The sequence below is a fragment of the Paenalicyclobacillus macrosporangiidus genome (genome assembly GCF_900116805.1).
Taxonomy (GTDB): domain Bacteria; phylum Bacillota; class Bacilli; order Alicyclobacillales; family Alicyclobacillaceae; genus Alicyclobacillus_H; species Alicyclobacillus_H macrosporangiidus.
The window spans coordinates 44,812-60,705 of sequence record NZ_FPBV01000009.1 but is presented as its reverse complement, the minus strand read 5'-3'; the positions used below and the strand labels follow the sequence as shown (position 1 = coordinate 60,705).

Below are 15,894 nucleotides of genomic sequence, written 5' to 3'. Positions count from 1 at the left end.
CGCAGGGGGCAGGTATGAACTACGGGTGGCCCGATTGGATGTTTGCCGCCTTTGCCATCGGCGGTTGGGAATTGTTCGATCTCATCGCGCGCCGGTTCGCCTGGCCGCGCGCCCGCTGGCTGGGTGCCGCGGTGGTGGCGGTGTGCCTCGTCATTCTCGCCGTCCGCTACGCGTTGCGGTGGTGGCGGCGCCGCAAGAATCCGCCGGTGGAAGACCCGGACGCGTGGAAGCGGTACTGAGCGGCGGAGCAGGGACCGGCGGCATGGGACGCTAGGGGAACGGCCGGACCGGCATGCGCCATGGCGCGCCGGCGGCTGCGGGAAGGGGGAACCGATGTGGCTGAAGTACGGGTGCAGGTGCAGGATCAGGTGGCGGTGTTGGTGCTGGACAATCCGCCTGTCAACGTGTTGTCACGGGACATGGCGAACCGCCTGCGGAGGGCGGTCGATGAGGCGGCGTCGCGGGAGGACATCGTGGCACTGGTCGTCACGGGGGCGGGGGATCGGGCATTCGTCGCGGGGGCGGACATCAAGGAGTTTCCGCGGGTGATGGCCGAGGACGGGGCGGAAGATTTGGCCTTGGATCTGGACGCGAGTCTCGACGCCCTGGCTGCCTGCCCGAAGCCGACCATCGCGGCGCTGAACGGGGTTACCCTGGGCGGCGGTCTGGAGCTGGCCTTGGCGTGCGATTTTCGCATCGCAGAGGTTCAGGTACAGCTCGGCTTTCCGGAGGTGAAGTTGGGGCTGTTCCCCGGCGCCGGCGGGACTCAGCGGCTTCCGCGCCTCATCGGCGCGAGCCGCGCCAAGGAACTGATCTTTTGCGGTGAGCCGATCTCGGCGGAGGAGGCCCACCGGATGGGGCTGGTCAACCGCGTCGTGGAGACGGGTCAGGCCGTTCAGGCGGCCGTCGGCTTCGCCCAGGTCTTCCGCGCCCGCAGCCTGGCGTCGTTGGCGTTGGCGAAGCGGGCAATTGATGAAGGGCTGGAGATGACTTTGGCCGACGGCATTCGCAACGAGGCGCACCTGTTCGGCGAGGTGTTCCGCACCCGGGACGCGGCGGAAGGGGTGCAGGCGTTCCTCGAGAAACGGGCACCCCGGTTCACCCACCGGTGAACCGGCCGCGTCCGGTCCTCAGACCCTCGGGCGTCACGCCGTCCAGCCACCGCCCGTCGGCCGTTCGGACCGGAGCGTGCCGCGAGGCGGGCGGCAGCCCCGCCCGGGCCGCTGCGTCCGGGTGGATCAGCATGAACAACTGTTCTAGCCCGTCGATGAGACGGGGGGAGGGCCGGCAGTACAGGCCTTCCGCCAGGATGAACACCCGCCGCTCGCGAATGGCGGGGATCTCCTGCCAGCCGGGGCGGTGAAGCAGTTTGGCGAGCGGGACCTTGTGCTGCACGACGCCCGTCCAGACGGCGAGCAGGAAGTCCGGCTGCGCCTGGATGACGGTGCCGCCGTCATCCCGCACCTGATCTCCCGGATGGTCCGCGAACACGTTTTCGGCTCCGGCCAACCGCGAGATCTCCGTCAACCAGTTGCCGGACGCCGGGGAGAAGATGGGGTTCGGCCACCATTCCCAGTACAACCGCGGCCGCGAGTCCACGGTGGCTGCGGCCTCCTGAACGCGTTCGATCCGTTCCCGGAGTCCGTCGATGATGGCCTTCGCTCGCCCCGGGGGCACGGCGCCGGGCAGTCCGTCCGCCAGACGGCGCAGATCCGCAAAAATTTCGGCGACGGAATGCGGTGAGAACACCAGGTGCGGCAAGCCGGCAGCGGAAACGGCCCGCACGACGCGCTCCATTCCGGGGACGGAGAGCGAGCACAACGTCAGATCGGGCCGAAGGGCAACGACCTGGTCGACGTCGATGTCGAGATCGGGCCCGACCCGGGGCAGGCCTTTTACCACGTCCGGAGGGTAGTCGGAGTACAGATCGACGCCGACGAGGCAGTCGGAGAGGCCAAGGGCGTGCACCAACTCGGTGTTGCTGGGGCACAGGGAGACGATGCGGGGGCGGGCAGGCATCGGATCACCTCCGGCAGGAAGGAGTACACAGGATGGTCGGTTATTGGCTCATGCTCAGTATCCTCGCCTTTGTCACCTTGTTCGGCGCCGGGATGGCCGTCAACATGATCTTTCGGCGCTGGTGGGCCGCATCGTTGCCGTTTGCGGCCTGTTCCGTGTATCTCATCGCGGCCGCAGGCGCCCGGATGGTGTGGCCGGAGTGGATCCTGTACGGCGTGGCGGCGGCCGGGGTCATCCTCTCCTGTTGGACCGCGCGGGTGCTTGGCAAGCGCGGATACCCGCTCTTCTCTTGAATTTCATTATAGGGTTCGGCGGCCCGTGGAGCCACCGCTTTTCCTTGCGGCTGGGCCGGACCCGGCAATCGGCTGGGAGGAATGACGTGTTGCGCCGGTGGGTGTGGCCGCTGACGGCGGCACTGCTGATCATCGCAGGATACGCGAAGTTTGTGGAAGCTTCCGGGGTGCTTGTGTTTCTCTTCTCGGCGGCGGCCATCATTCCGCTGGCGGGTTTGATGGGCCGGTCGACCGAGACCATCGCGGCGCATGCGGGGCCGCGGGTGGGCGGACTCCTGTCGGCGACGTTCGGCAACGCCGTGGAGCTGATCATCGGGATCATTGCGCTGAACGAGGGGATGTCGACGCTGGTCAAGGCGTCCATCACCGGCTCCATCCTCGGCAACCTGCTGTTCGTGCTCGGTGTGAGCTTCTTCGTCGGGGGAATCCGCCATCCCATCCAGCGGTTCAACATTCGCGCCGCCCGCAGCAACGCTTCGATGCTGATGTTGAGCGTCGGGGTCGCCTTCATCGTGCCCGCCATCTTCAGCACGAGCCAGGATCCGGCGAGCCTCACGCTCTCGACGGTCGTCGCCCTCGTGTCGCTGGTCCTGTACCTGTCCGGGCTGTATTTCACGCTGTTCACGCACCGGGAGCTCTTTGAGTCCATCAACCATTACGCGGGTGAGGACGAACAGCACGGGCGCCTGTGGCCGGCCGTCGGAGTCCTGCTCATCACCACCGTCTGTGTGGCCTTCGCGAGCGAATGGTTGGTCGGCAGCATCGAGGAGCTCGCCACGGGCATGGGATGGAGCGAGGTGTTCATGGGCGTGGTCATCGTCGCCGTCGTCGGGAACGCCGCGGAGCACGCGTCCGCCGTTTGGATGGCGTGGAAGAACCGGATGGACCTGTCCTTGGAGATCGCGGTGGGCAGCACCCTGCAGGTGGCCATGTTCGTGGCGCCGTTGTTGTTTCTCGCCAGTCTCGCCCTGGGGCACCCGATGCCGTTGCTGTTTTCGTGGCCGGAACTGGCCAGCATGGGGGCGGCCGTGCTGCTGGTCGTGGTCCTGATGATGGACGGGGAGTCCAACTGGTTGGAGGGCGCATTGGCCCTGGGAGCCTATCTGGTCATGGCGGTGGGCTTCTACACCCTGCCGTCCATGTTGTGAAACAGGCGGGGGAGGGCCCCGCCTGTTTCGTCACCGGAGTTTCGGCGTATACCCTTTGGCCGACAGCCGCTCGAGGATGATCTGGACGTGATTCGCGTCGCGCGTCTCCAGGTCAATTTCCACTTCGGTCTGCCCGAGGGAGATCCCGGTGCCGACGCGGTGGTGTTGGATGGACACCACGTTGGCGCCGAGCGCCGCAAACACGTCGAGCAGGTCGCGCAGCGCGCCCGGGCGGTCGTACAGGTGCACAGCGAGCCGCAGATACCGGCCGGCGTCGGCCAAGCCGTGTTCGATCACGCGCGACAGCACGGTGACATCGATATTGCCGCCCGAGAGCACCACGACCACGTTGCCGAGGCCGGAGGGGAGCTTCTTGGTGACGCAGGCGGCCAGCGCGGCGGCGGCCGCTCCTTCGACCACCAACTTGCTGCGTTCCAGCAGAAGCACGAGCGTCCTCGCGATTTCCTCCTCTTCCACTGTCACCACGTCGTCCACATACCTCTGAACCAGGTCGAACGTCAGCTCGCCCGGCCGGCGCACCGCAATGCCGTCGGCGATGGTGGGTTGCGCGGGGATGGTCTCCACTCGCCCCGCGTCGAGCGCGTGCCGGAAGCAGGCGGCGTTCGCGGCCTCCACACCGTACACCCGCACGCTGGGGCGGAGGGACTTGACCGCCAGGGCGACCCCGGCCGCCAGACCACCGCCGCCCACCGGCACGACCACCGCGTCGACCTCCGGGAGCTGCTGGAGGATCTCCAGGCCGATGGTCCCTTGCCCCGCGATCACGAGCGGGTCGTCGAAGGCGTGCACGAACGTATAGTCATGCACCTTCTGCAGCTCCAGGGCGTGCTGGTAGGCGTCGTCGTAGCTCGTCCCCGACAACACGACGGTGGCGCCGTACCCTTGGGTGGCCGAGATCTTGGCGAGGCTCGCCCCCTCCGGCATGACGATCACGCAGGGACTTTGGTGGCTGGTCGCCGCGAATGCGACACCCTGGGCGTGGTTGCCGGCGGAGGCGGCAATGACCCCGCGCTCTCGCTCTTCTGGCGACAACTGGGCGATTTTGTTGTAGGCCCCGCGCAGTTTGAATGATCCGGTCTTCTGCAGGTTCTCCAGTTTCAAGAAGACGCGGTTCCCGGACAGGGTGGAAAAGGTGTGAGAGGGATCGAGCGGCGTCGGCTGCACGACGCCCGCCAGGCGTTCCTGGGCCCGCCGCACGTCCTCCAGGGTGGGCCGTTCCAGTGGTTGAACCGACATGAGCCGGACTCCTTCCCGCGGTCGAACCGGTAGTTGTGTTTCTAGCAGGGCTCGTTTAAGCTAAGGTCAGCCGGCCGGCCGGGCCACGCGCGAAGGCGGATGCCGACGGTCACGGCCGATGTAATTGTAGCAGAGCTGGGAGAAGAGAGAAACTCGGGCGGGGCGCGTGCCCGCCGAGGGGAGGCGCTGGCATGGTCGACGTGGCGAGCCGGGTGAGGCCGGGCATCAGCGGGATCGATCCGTATCAGCCCGGCCTGACCGACGACGAATTGAAACACCGTTACGGACTGACGCGAGTCATCAAACTGAATGCGAACGAAAATGCCCTCGGTCCTTCTCCGTTGGCCCTGGAGGCCATCCGGCGGGAACTGGAGACGTTGCACCATTATCCGGACGGCTCGAGCGAACTGCTGCGGGAGGCCATCGCGGCGTTCCATGGGGTGTCTCCGGAAGCGGTGCTGGTGGGCAACGGATCGGACGACCTGATCAAGTTGATCTCGGAGACGTTTCTCGATCCGGGCGACGAGGTGGTGGTCCCCCAGCCCTCGTTTTCCCAATACGGATTCGGCGCGGCCATCATGCGGGCGACGGCTGTTCCGGCGGCGCTTCGGCCGGATTTCACGTACGACGTGGAGGCGGTCCTGGCGAAGGTGAGCCCGCGCACCAAGCTGGTCTATCTGTGTACGCCCAACAATCCGACGGGGACCATCCTCACGCGGCGGGAGCTGGATTGGCTGCTGGAACGGCTGCCGGAGGATGTGCTGGTGGTGTTGGATCTGGCGTACAACGACTATTCCCAGCACCCGGAGCGGGTGGTCGAGGACGCGCGGCTGCTGGCGGATGCGCGCATCATCGCGCTGCACACCTTCTCCAAACTGTACGGATTGGCCGGGTTGCGCGTCGGCTACGGGTTGGCCAATCCGGAGGTGTGGTCGTTCGTCAACCGCGTGAGGGAGCCGTTCAACGTCAATCGGGTGGCCCAACGCGCGGCGGTGGCGGCGCTCGCGGACGAGGAGCACCGGCGCCGGTCGCAGGCACACGCGCAGGCCAGCCGGGCGTACTACGCCAAGGCCTTGGCGGAGCTGGGGGTGCCGTCCGTTCCGACGGAGGCGAACTTCGTGCTGGCGGAGACGAAAGACGCCAAGGGCACCGTGCAGGCTTTGATGGCGCACGGGGTGATGGTGCGTGCGGGCTTCGGGTTGCCGGATCACGTGCGCATCACGTTCGGCACGGAGGAAGAAAACGCGGCTTGCATCGAGGCGTTGGCGGCGGTGCTGCGCCAGCGGGGCTGACGCCTAGGCGCGAGCGAGGCTTTTGCATCGGACGGGCTGCATCAGAAGGGCTGCATGGCCGCCCCCGGCACGGTGACTTGGCCGGAGGCGGCTTTGTTGTCCCGTGCGGGGGTGGCGCGGATGCCGGGCGGACAGGGTTCGTCCGCAGGGACGGACGCCATCCGGCAGCGGTTAATCCGGTTCGCCGGGGCGTTCCGCCGTTTCCGCAGGGGAGGGGGTGCGTCGCCGGTCGCGCCAGAAGACATAGACCGCCAGGACGAGTCCGGCGAGGACGAGCGGCGCTGCGGTCCATTGGGCGGCGTCCCAGTGGAACAGGTATCGAGGCGAATCCCCCCGGAGCATTTCGAGCAAGAAGCGGACGGCATTGTACGCCACCAGGTAATAGGCGAACAGAAAGCCTTTGGGCCAACGGCGTTGTTTCAAGATCAACAGCAGGGCGAAGAGAATGACGTCCGCCTGTCCCTCCCACACCTCGGCGGGCCACAGGGGTTGATCGCCATAGGTCATGCGGGCGAGAGTGCCCTCGGGATAGAGCAGGCCGAAGTCGTGATGCGTGGGATCTCCGAAAGCGTCGCCGTTCATCAGATTGGCATCGCGGCCGATGCTCTGGCCGAGCAAGAGTCCCGGCGCGACGATGTCCGCCATCACCCACAGGTCGAGGCGGTGGCGCCAGACATACCAAAGGGCTACCAAAAATGCGCCTGTGACGCCGCCCTGGATGGACAGGCCGCCGTGCCAAATCGCCGGGATCTCGGCCGGATTCTGCCGGTAATAGGGCCAGTCGAAGAAGAACACCTGCCAGAAGCGCGCGCCGACCAGGCCCCCGATGAGCAGGCCAGGCGCCATGTTCCAGAAGTGGGGGACATATTCTGATTTTCCGTCCGCGCGGGCAAAGTAGAGGACCGCGCCGAGGCCGAGGAGAAACGCGGCCGCGAAGATGGTGCTGTAGGCGCGGACCGGAAAGTGGCCGATCCAAAACCAGTACTGATGCAACGATTTCGCCTCCTCATACAGGCGCACATACCCAGCTTATCTATTATAACACGACTGGGCATGGTACAATGGAGCCGGTCCGCAGCCCGGGGCGCCCGGGCTGCGGCAGTTTCGGAGGCGGCATGCGGAGACGGATCGGAGGCGGCGGAACGGCGTTGGAGGGGCGGCGCAGGAACGGTGTGCCGGCGGCGTTCGGAGGCGGTTCAGTTCTGGCCTTCGATGGAGCCGGACGGCGCGTTGTGGGGCGGTTCCCGGCGGGGACGTTTGCGGTCGGAGAACACCGGGTTGGCATCCCAGTGGGGCGAGACGGACGCCTGCCCGGGTCGCCACGGCCCGGACTTGCCGAGGCCATCCGGATGCGTGGCCGCGCCGTACGGGCCGTCCGGGAACTCCTCCGGCATCAGGTCGTCGCGCTGGGCTTGAACGGTCGCCAGCTCCGCGTTCGGCGCTCCCGATTCCACCATCGGTCCGGGATCATACCGGCCAGAGTTGACACTTCGCGTGACGTGTGTCTCATTTGAAACTTGACGGTGTTCGTCCACGGACACGGCACCTCCTGTCTGGGTCCGGCCGTACGGCCGTCCAGTCCATAGCGTGTGGTGTGGAAGGCCAAACTATCCTCGGCGGCAGTGCGCGTCTCTGCCGCTGCCGGGCTTGCAGCGAGTGGTGGAGGAGCCGAATCTGAAGGAGAAAGGATGCATGGACATGGCACAGACGCAACCCGGACCGGTTCGGGTTCGGTTCGCACCCAGCCCGACCGGATCGTTACATATTGGAGGGGCCAGGACCGCGTATTTCAACTGGTTGTTCGCGCGCCAGCACCAGGGTGTGTTCGTCCTGCGGATCGACGACACGGACCTGTCCCGTTCCACGGAGGAATCCTACCGGCAGATTCTCGACGGGTTCCGATGGCTCGGCATCGATTGGGATGAGGGGCCGGATGTGGGCGGGCCGCACGGGCCCTACCGGCAATCGCAGCGCCTCGACATCTACCGGGCGCAGCTTCAGCGACTGGTGGAGGCGGGCAAAGCGTATCCGTGTTTTTGCACGCCGGAGCAGTTGGCCGCGGATCGGGAACGGGCGCAGGCGGCGGGACAGGCGCCGCGTTACACCGGCCGTTGCCGGGATCTACCCCGGGAGGAGGTCGAGCGGCGCCTGGCGGCCGGGGAGCGGCCGGCGTACCGTCTGCGGGCCCCGCAGGAAGGGACGACGGTGGTGCACGATCTCATCCGCGGAGACGTGGCGTTCGACAACGCCGAGATCGACGATTTTGTCATTTGGAAAAGCGACGGCATGCCGACGTATCACTTCGCCAGCTGCGTGGACGACTACCTGATGGGCATCACGCACATCATCCGCGCGGAGGAGCATCTGTCCAATACGCCGCGGCACATTCACCTGTTCCACGCGCTCGGCGCCCCCGTTCCGGCGTTTGCCCACGTGCCGATGATCCTAGCGCCGGACCGCAGCAAGCTGAGCAAGCGCCACGGCGCGACCAGCGTGCAGGAATACCGGGAGCAGGGGATCCTGCCGGAAGCGTTGATCAATTATCTGTTGCTGCTCGGATTCTCTCCGGGGGAAGACCGCGAGATCATCGGCCGGGACGAGGCGGTGGCGGTCTTCGATCTCGAGAAGGTGACCAAGCACGCCGCGGTGTATGACGTGAAGAAGCTCGAGTGGCTGAACGCCCACTACCTGCGGACCATGCCCGCGGAACGGGCTCTGTCGCTCGTCTGGGAGACCCTGCGGGATCGAGGTTGGGTCGAGGCGGACCCGGGACGGGAGACGTTGGCCTGGTTGCTGAACGTGGTCCGGGCCGTGCAGGAGAGAAGCCGCAGCGTGGATGAACTGGCCGCCAGCATGGCGTACTACTTCGAGGCTCCGGCTGCGTACGACGAAAAAGGGGTGCGTAAGCATTTCTCCGCAGCGGCCGCGGACCGCCTGCTCGAGGCTGCGGACGCGCTGGACGGCGCGACTCCTTTCACAGCGGCGAATGTGGAGGCGGTCTACCGGTCTCTCATCGCGGCGTGGGGCATCAAGGGCGGCGAGCTGATTCACCCCACGCGTCTGGCGCTCACCGGCGTGACGGTGGGGCCGGGGCTGTTCGATGTGATGGCGCTGCTCGGCCGGGCGGAGTGCCAGACCCGGATGCGGGCCGCCGCCACGTGGATCCGGCGGTCCGTCTGACGGACCGCCGGATGGCGACGAGTGCGATTGGTCGTAATTTCCTGCCGGCAGACGGGTTGACAGCGGGGTGGGCCCTGGCTATAATGCAAAAGTGTCGGCGGGACGGTGCCGAATGGTGTAATGGTAGCACGACTGACTCTGGATCAGTTAGTCTAGGTTCGAGTCCTAGTTCGGCAGCCAGTGGCCCTATCGTCTAACGGTTAGGACGCCGCCCTCTCACGGCGGTAATAGGGGTTCGAATCCCCTTAGGGTCACCACCTGGGTCATTAGCTCAATTGGTAGAGCATCCGACTCTTAATCGGCAGGTTGAAGGTTCGATTCCTTCATGACCCACCAGCCCGATACCGACGGAGTACGACGCCGCTGCGGGAAATCCCGGGCGGCTTTTTTGCGTCTGTTGTCCTGGTTGTGGTGCGCGGAGGATGGGCGGTGTCCCCGTCCCGTCGGTTGCCAGAATGCGTGGCGATGGGGGGCCTAGCGGGTGATACAATGGAAGCAGACGAGACCCGGGGGAGGGTCGTTGGTTGCATCCGTTGGATGAGGAAAGGCGGCGGCTGACAGCCCACTGGTTGGAAGCCTACGGGGAACGGGTGCTCCGGTTGGTGTACCTGTACACCGGCGACGAAGGGCAGGCACAGTACGCGTTCCAGGAAACGTTTGTGGCGCTGTGCCGGCGGCCGCCGCGCGTGGCGGATTATGTGCACGAGCAGGACGCCGTGATTGCGGCCGCCCTGGCCGTCTGCGCGACGGCCGGAAGAGGTTCCGTGCTTGCCGAAGACGTGGCGTCCGTCGGCGATCCCGGTGGCCAGCCGGGCACCCCGCCGCCGGCGGAGGCGCATCCGGCTTCGGCGTTGGCGGAGGTCGTTGCCGGATTGGAACCGGCGCTTCGGACCGTGTGGCTCGCGTCCGTGTTCAGTGATCCGTCTGTGCAGCGCCTGGAACGCCTGCTCCTGCTTCCCGCGCGGGTGATCACGCGGAGGTGGGCAGCCGCACAGCGGCAGTTGGCTGCGGAAGCGGCCGCCCGCGGGTGGCCGATGCCGGAGGATGCGCTGGAGCAGGTCCGGTGGGTGGAGGCGCATGTGGCGGACCTGCAGGTCCCGGAGTGGCTGTACCATCGGACAGAGCAGTGGATACGAGCGACCGCCGCCCAGATTGAGGCGGAACGGCACCACCGGGGGCCGGTGGTGTGGACGGTCGGTGCCGGCTTTCTGCTGGTGTTCGGGTTGGGGGCGGCGGTTTACGGCGCCCATCGCCCGGAGGCCGCGGCGGTGACGGCGCCGCCACCGGTCACTCGCCCGAGCGCCCCCGGTCTCCCGGCCCCCCTCGAAGGCCTGCCGGTGAGCGAGAACGCCCAGTTCCGGCTGCCGAATGACTTCCGTTTGGACATGCTGCAACGTGCGGCGTTGGCTTCCGATGGACTGTATTTGCCTCAGTTGCTGCAGGCGACGGACAGTTGGCCGGCCATCCGGCTGCAGAAGGCTCCTTACTCGGGCTCCGGATCCGAGTTGGACAAGGCGCTCGCGGACGCCGGCCAGATTGAGATGGTCCCGCCGCTGGACGACAGAGGGTCCGGGCAACCCGTGAATTGGACCATCGACGACTGGTCCGTCCACATCACCGGAGACTGGGCGGTCGCCATCGTCACGTGGAAATCCGCTGCCGGACCGGATGTCGTCACCCAGCTGTACGGATTGTACCTTCCGAGCGGATCCTCGGGCCTCTTGCTCTCCTCGGGGCCTGCCGCGGCGCCTCCGGCGGTCGCGGTGGGCGGCGGCCGCATCGTCGTCCAGGCTGCCGAACGGCCGCAGGGGGCCTCCGGCGGGGCGCCCATTCAGGTGTACACCTTATCGGGAGAGGCGCCGCTGCGGGCGTTGGTCCACGCGGGACAGTTGAACGCGCCCTTTGGCGTGATGGACAAACCGGCCATCGTCGGCGGGACCCTTGTGTTTCAAGGTATCCGCGGCCAGTCGGATGGTCCGGCGCCGGTGACCACCGCCTGGTATACCCTCTCGTGGTCGGGTCAACTGGCGCGGTACGTCGGACCGCCGGCGGACGGACAGCCGCACTGGCCGGTCCGAGGGGATGCGGGCGATCTGTGGTGGTGCGAGACCACCCCGGATGAGGATCACCGCGGCCAGGTCCACGTCTGGATGGGCGCGTTGACGGACGCCTCCGGGGCGCAGGCGCAGGAACCCGCCGGTCAACTGGAGGCTTCGGTCCCCTTCTTCACGGCGTCCGATCAGCGGGTCGCGTGGGTCCAGACGACGGGCGGAGTGACCCAGTTGGTGGTCGCATCAGTCAATTGAAGTGGAAAGGGGGGCGGTGAAATGGATGAGCGAATCCGGGCCAAGCTGGCGCTCTTGCCTGCGAAACCGGGCGTGTATCTCATGAAGGACGAACGGGGCCGGGTGCTGTACGTGGGCAAGGCCAAGGTGCTGAAGAACCGGGTGCGCTCCTATTTCACCGGATCGCACGACCGAAAGACGCAGGCGCTCGTATCCCGCATCCGGGATTTTGAATACATCGTGACCGACACCGTGGTGGAAGCGCTGCTGCTCGAGTGCAACCTCATCAAGCAGCACACCCCGCCGTACAACATCATGCTGCGGGACGACAAGGCGTATCCGTACATTAAATTGACCAACGAGCCGCATCCGCGCCTGGAGATCGTGCGCCGGGTGCAGAACGACAAGGCCAAATACTTCGGCCCCTACCCGAACGCCACGTCCGCCGCGGAGACCAAACGCCTGTTGGAACGGCTGTACCCGCTGCGCAAGTGCCGCACGCTGAAAAAGAAGGTATGCCTCTATTACCACATTGGGCAGTGCCTGGCTCCATGCGAGTTTCACGTCCCGAAGGAGACGTACGAGCAGATCACCAAGGAGATCACCCACTTCCTCAACGGAGGCCACCGCGCCGTTCAGGAGCGGTTGAGGGAGCAGATGGAGCGGGAAGCGGAGGCCCTGCGCTTTGAGCGGGCCAAGGAATTGCGCGACCTCATCCAACACATCGACCAGGTCATGGAGCAGCAGAAGGTGACCGTGGCGGACCAGGTCGACCGGGACGTGTTCGGCTTTGCGGCCGACCGGGGCCTGTTGTGCGTGCAGGTGTTCTACGTCCGCGCCGGCAAGTTGATTGAACGCTCCGTCGCGATCATGCCCCATCACGGCGAACCGCTTGAGGATTTCATGTCGTACGTGGAGCAGTATTACTTTGCGCAGCACGACATCCCGAAGGAGATCCTGCTGCCGCAGGGGGCGGCGAGCGACGCGCTGGCGGGTTGGCTCCACGCAAGGTGTCTTCATCCGAAGCGCGGCCAGAAGCGCCAGTTGGTCGATCTCGCCTGTGAAAACGCCCGCCTGGCGCTGGAAGAGCGCCTGCGGCTGATGGAGCGGGACCAGGAGAAGACGCTCGGCGCGATCGCCGAATTGGGGGACATCCTGGCCATTCCGGTGCCGCACCGGATCGAGGCGTTCGACAACTCCAACCTGCAGGGCGCGGACGCTGTGGCCGCGATGGTGGTGTTCGTCGACGGGCGGCCGGCGAAGGCGGAGTACAGGAAGTACAAGATCCGCACGGTGCAGGGGCCGGACGACTACGCCTCCATGCGGGAGGTCATCCGGCGCCGGTACACGCGGGTCTTGAAGGAGAAGCTGCCGCTGCCGGATCTCATCGTGATCGACGGCGGAAAAGGCCAGTTGGCGGCCGCGCTGGACGTCCTGGAGAACGAATTGGATCTCGACATCCCGGTGTGCGGGCTGGCAAAAGACGACCGCCACCGGACGAGCCAGCTGTTCTTCCGGGACGACCCGGAGCCGGTGGCCATCGACCGGCACTCGCAGGCGTTCTACCTGTTGGAACGGATCCAGGACGAGGTGCACCGCTATGCCGTCACCTTCCACCGCCAGGTGCGGAAGCGGACGGGTCTGGCGTCGGTGCTCGACGAGATCCCGGGCATCGGGCCGCAGCGGCGAAAGAAGTTGTTGGCGCACTTTGGATCCCTGCAGGCGATTCGAGAGGCGCCGCTGGAGGCGTTTCGCCAGGTGGGCATCGGCGAGAAATTGGCGGAAAAGATTCAAGAGCACCTGGCGGCGAAGGGTTGAACTCCCGCTTTGCCGTTTCTTGACGGTGTCATGTGCAATCAGTACAATTTACGAGGGAATCAGGAAGGCCTACCCTGGCGAGGCAGTCGTCCGCGACTGCCGTTACATATGTCGTCGGCCACGCTGTCGGGACCGGGGAGACCTCGAAGGGAGGCACTTAGGTGGCACAAGCGCAATCTCACTCGGAGTTCGTACTGCGCCGTCTGCACACGCTTGCCGGGGTGGTGCCCGTCGGGCTGTTCCTCTTGGAACACCTGTTCACCAACGCCATGGCGACCACCGGTGCGGCGTCGTTCAACAGCGCGGTCGATACCATTCAACACATCCCGTTCCTGCACTTCATCGAGTTCTTCTTCATCTTTCTGCCATTGACGTACCACGGTGTGTACGGCCTCTACGTCGCGTTCACGTCTGGTTACAACGCGGGGCAGTACTCGTGGGGCCGGAACGTGTTGTTCGTGCTGCAGCGGGTGACGGGTGTGATCACGTTTGTGTTCATCATCTACCACCTGTGGACCACGCGCTTCTCCGGGCGGGCGCCCACGTTTGACATGGTGCATCAACTGATGTCCAATCCGGCCTATCTGTGGTTCATGGTGATTGGCGTGGTCGCGGCGACGTTCCACTTCGCCAACGGCCTGTGGTCGTTCTGCATCCACTGGGGCATCACCGTGGGCCAGCGCGCGCAACGCGTCACGGCGTACGTGACGATGGTCATCTTCGTCGTGCTGGCGGCTGTCGGCATCGAAGCCATTTTTGCCTTCACCCGCGCAGCCTGAGCGGGCGATAGGACCATTCGGGCGCGGATATGTCGGTTGCGCCTGGCTGAGGTAAGGAGGGACCCCACTTGACGACTCAACGCGTGATTGTGGTCGGCGGCGGCCTGGCGGGCTTGATGACCACCATCAAGATTGCCGAAGCAGGGATACCGGTCGACCTGTTTTCTTTGGTGCCCGTGAAGCGGTCGCACTCCGTGTGCGCCCAGGGGGGCATCAACGGTGCGGTGAACACCAAGGGTGAGGGCGACTCGCCCTGGATCCATTTCGACGACACCATCTACGGCGGGGACTTTCTCGCCAACCAGCGGCCGGTGCTCGGCATGTGCGAGGCGGCGCCGGGCATCATCCACCTGTTTGACCGCATGGGGGTCATGTTCAACCGCACGCCCGAGGGGTTGCTCGACTTCCGGCGGTTTGGCGGCACCAAGCACCATCGCACGGCCTTCGCGGGTGCGTCGACCGGGCAGCAGTTGTTGTACGCGCTGGACGAGCAGGTGCGCCGGCATGAGGTGGCCGGCTTGGTCCAGAAGTACGAGGGCTGGGACTTCCTGAGCCTGGTCCTGGACGACGAGGGCGTCTGCCGCGGCATCGTCGCGCAGGACCTGCGGTCCATGGAGATCCACACTTTCCGGGCGGATGCGGTGGTGGCTTGCACCGGGGGGATCGGCCTCATCTTCGGCAAGAGCACGAACTCGATGATCAACACCGGGTCGGCGGCCTCCATCATGTACCAGCAGGGGGTCATCTACGCGAACCCGGAGATGATCCAGGTCCACCCGACCGCCATCCCGGGCGACGACAAGTTGCGCCTGATGTCCGAGTCGGCCCGCGGCGAGGGCGGCCGCATCTGGACGTACAAAGACGGAAAACCGTGGTATTTCTTGGAAGAGTGGTATCCGGAGTACGGGAACCTGGTGCCGCGTGACGTGGCCACCCGCGCCATCTTCAAGGTGTGCGTCGACATGGGGCTCGGCATCGACGGGCAAAACCAGGTGTATTTGGACGTGTCCCACATTCCGGCGGACGTGTTGAACGTGAAACTGGGGAACATCCTGGAGATCTACGAAAAGTTCGTCGGCGACGACCCGCGGAAGGTGCCGATGCGCATCTTCCCGGCGATGCACTACAGCATGGGCGGGCTGTGGGTCGACTACGACCAGATGACGAACATCCCCGGTCTGTTCGCGGCTGGTGAAGCGGACTACCAGTACCACGGCGCCAACCGCCTCGGCGCGAATTCGCTGTTGTCCTGCATCTACGGCGGGATGATTGCGGGACCGGCCGCGGTGCGCTACATCAAAGGCCTCAAGCGGTCGTGCGACAGTCTGCCGGAGACGTTGTACCAGCAGTACCGGCGCCGCGAAGAGGAGAAGTTCGAAGCCATTCTCAAGATGGACGGGCCGGAGAACCCGTACCAGTTGCATCGTGAGCTCGGCCAGTTGATGACGGAGAACGTCACGGTGGTCCGGTACAATGATCGCTTAAAGAAGACGGACGAAAAGCTCCAGGAACTGAAGGAGCGGTGGAAGCGCATCGGCGTGGTCGACAAGTCGCGCTGGGAGAATCAGATGGCCCAATTCACGCGTCATCTGGGGAACATGATTGAGATGGCCCGGGCCATCACCATCGGGGCGCTCATGCGCAACGAAAGCCGCGGCGCGCACTACAAGCCGGAGTTCCCGGAGCGGGACGACGAGAACTTCCTGAAGACGACCATCGCCAAGTGGACGCCGGATGGTCCGAGCATTTCGTATGAGGATGTGGACGTGTCGCTGATCCCGCCGCGGAAGCGCAATTACGCAGTGGCGAAGGAGGCCTGACGG

Annotated in this window: 14 protein-coding genes and 3 tRNA genes; 13 read left to right on the top strand and 4 right to left on the bottom strand. The window is 65.7% G+C overall.

Going from position 1 to position 15,894, the window contains the following annotated elements:
• Positions 1-14 precede the first annotated feature (14 nt).
• Entirely contained in the window at positions 15-239 is a 225-nt protein-coding gene (locus BM357_RS09410; RefSeq protein ID WP_074952126.1) for a hypothetical protein, read from the top strand.
• A gap of 96 nt (positions 240-335) precedes the next feature.
• On the top strand, positions 336-1,112 hold the full coding sequence (locus tag BM357_RS09405) for an enoyl-CoA hydratase/isomerase family protein (protein WP_245783926.1): 777 nt from the start codon (positions 336-338) through the stop codon (positions 1,110-1,112).
• Here the strand turns inward: BM357_RS09405 and BM357_RS09400 are convergent.
• The gene (locus BM357_RS09400) at positions 1,099-2,019 is read right to left on the bottom strand and encodes a cobalamin-binding protein (protein ID WP_074952122.1); all 921 of its coding nucleotides are present in this window, start codon (positions 2,017-2,019) and stop codon (positions 1,099-1,101) included. The two genes, BM357_RS09405 and BM357_RS09400, sit on opposite strands and share 14 nt — an antisense overlap.
• Positions 2,020-2,051: 32 nt before the next feature.
• Here BM357_RS09400 and BM357_RS20245 point away from each other — a divergent pair, with 32 nt between their 5' ends.
• Together BM357_RS20245 and cax are read left to right on the top strand one after the other, a co-directional pair.
• Entirely contained in the window at positions 2,052-2,312 is a 261-nt protein-coding gene (locus BM357_RS20245) for a hypothetical protein (RefSeq protein ID WP_074952120.1), read from the top strand.
• Positions 2,313-2,401: 89 nt separating this feature from the next.
• Positions 2,402-3,460 carry a calcium/proton exchanger gene (gene cax, locus BM357_RS09390; RefSeq protein WP_425426534.1) on the top strand — a complete coding sequence of 353 codons (1,059 nt, stop codon included), beginning with the start codon at positions 2,402-2,404 and terminating at the stop codon, positions 3,458-3,460.
• A gap of 30 nt (positions 3,461-3,490) precedes the next feature.
• Here cax and ilvA read toward each other — a convergent pair whose 3' ends face one another.
• Complete coding sequence (gene ilvA, locus BM357_RS09385; protein ID WP_074952116.1) at positions 3,491-4,717, bottom strand: threonine ammonia-lyase; 1,227 nt, start codon at positions 4,715-4,717, stop codon at positions 3,491-3,493.
• Positions 4,718-4,908: 191 nt separating this feature from the next.
• Here ilvA and hisC point away from each other — a divergent pair, with 191 nt between their 5' ends.
• Complete coding sequence (gene hisC / locus BM357_RS09380) at positions 4,909-6,009, top strand: histidinol-phosphate transaminase (RefSeq protein ID WP_074952114.1); 1,101 nt, start codon at positions 4,909-4,911, stop codon at positions 6,007-6,009.
• Between the two features lie 171 nt (positions 6,010-6,180).
• Here the strand turns inward: hisC and lgt are convergent, their stop codons facing one another.
• A complete protein-coding gene (gene lgt / locus BM357_RS09375) occupies positions 6,181-7,002 on the bottom strand; it encodes a prolipoprotein diacylglyceryl transferase (protein WP_074952112.1) in 822 nt (273 codons plus the stop codon).
• A gap of 203 nt (positions 7,003-7,205) precedes the next feature.
• Positions 7,206-7,544: a hypothetical protein gene (locus BM357_RS09370; RefSeq protein WP_139234651.1), complete on the bottom strand. Its 339-nt coding sequence runs from the start codon at positions 7,542-7,544 to the stop codon at positions 7,206-7,208.
• 157 nt (positions 7,545-7,701) lie between these two features.
• Between BM357_RS09370 and gltX the strand changes: the two genes are divergently transcribed.
• The 8 genes from gltX (at position 7,702) to sdhA (ending at position 15,891) form a co-directional block, all read left to right on the top strand.
• Positions 7,702-9,189 (top strand): glutamate--tRNA ligase, encoded by a 1,488-nt coding sequence (gene gltX / locus BM357_RS09365; protein ID WP_245783925.1) that lies wholly within the window; start codon positions 7,702-7,704, stop codon positions 9,187-9,189.
• 106 nt (positions 9,190-9,295) lie between these two features.
• Positions 9,296-9,369: transfer RNA gene (locus BM357_RS09360), tRNA-Gln, on the top strand.
• Positions 9,370-9,371: 2 nt separating this feature from the next.
• Positions 9,372-9,446, top strand: a tRNA-Glu gene (locus BM357_RS09355).
• A 3-nt stretch (positions 9,447-9,449) separates the two neighbouring features.
• Positions 9,450-9,525: transfer RNA gene (locus tag BM357_RS09350), tRNA-Lys, on the top strand.
• Between the two features lie 188 nt (positions 9,526-9,713).
• Positions 9,714-11,495, top strand: a complete 1,782-nt coding sequence (locus BM357_RS09345) for a hypothetical protein (RefSeq protein ID WP_074952110.1) — start codon at positions 9,714-9,716, stop codon at positions 11,493-11,495.
• A 21-nt stretch (positions 11,496-11,516) separates the two neighbouring features.
• Positions 11,517-13,292 (top strand): excinuclease ABC subunit UvrC, encoded by a 1,776-nt coding sequence (uvrC, locus tag BM357_RS09340; RefSeq protein ID WP_074952108.1) that lies wholly within the window; start codon positions 11,517-11,519, stop codon positions 13,290-13,292.
• Positions 13,293-13,453: 161 nt separating this feature from the next.
• Entirely contained in the window at positions 13,454-14,071 is a 618-nt protein-coding gene (locus BM357_RS09335; protein WP_029420065.1) for a succinate dehydrogenase cytochrome b558 subunit, read from the top strand.
• A gap of 116 nt (positions 14,072-14,187) precedes the next feature.
• Entirely contained in the window at positions 14,188-15,891 is a 1,704-nt protein-coding gene (sdhA, locus tag BM357_RS09330) for a succinate dehydrogenase flavoprotein subunit (RefSeq protein WP_083430368.1), read from the top strand.
• Positions 15,892-15,894 lie beyond the last annotated feature (3 nt).

Bases quoted from the DNA above. Each gene is read 5' to 3' on its own strand.
- ilvA (WP_074952116.1), bottom strand. From the start codon at position 4,717: ATGTCGGTTCAACCACTGGAACGGCCCACCCTGGAGGACGTGCGGCGG.
- uvrC (WP_074952108.1), top strand. From the start codon at position 11,517: ATGGATGAGCGAATCCGGGCCAAGCTGGCGCTCTTGCCTGCGAAACCG.
- sdhA (WP_083430368.1), top strand. From the start codon at position 14,188: ATGACCACCATCAAGATTGCCGAAGCAGGGATACCGGTCGACCTGTTT.
- BM357_RS09400 (WP_074952122.1), bottom strand. From the start codon at position 2,019: ATGCCTGCCCGCCCCCGCATCGTCTCCCTGTGCCCCAGCAACACCGAG.
- gltX (WP_245783925.1), top strand. From the start codon at position 7,702: ATGGACATGGCACAGACGCAACCCGGACCGGTTCGGGTTCGGTTCGCA.
- BM357_RS20245 (WP_074952120.1), top strand. From the start codon at position 2,052: ATGGTCGGTTATTGGCTCATGCTCAGTATCCTCGCCTTTGTCACCTTG.
- hisC (WP_074952114.1), top strand. From the start codon at position 4,909: ATGGTCGACGTGGCGAGCCGGGTGAGGCCGGGCATCAGCGGGATCGAT.
- BM357_RS09410 (WP_074952126.1), top strand. From the start codon at position 15: ATGAACTACGGGTGGCCCGATTGGATGTTTGCCGCCTTTGCCATCGGC.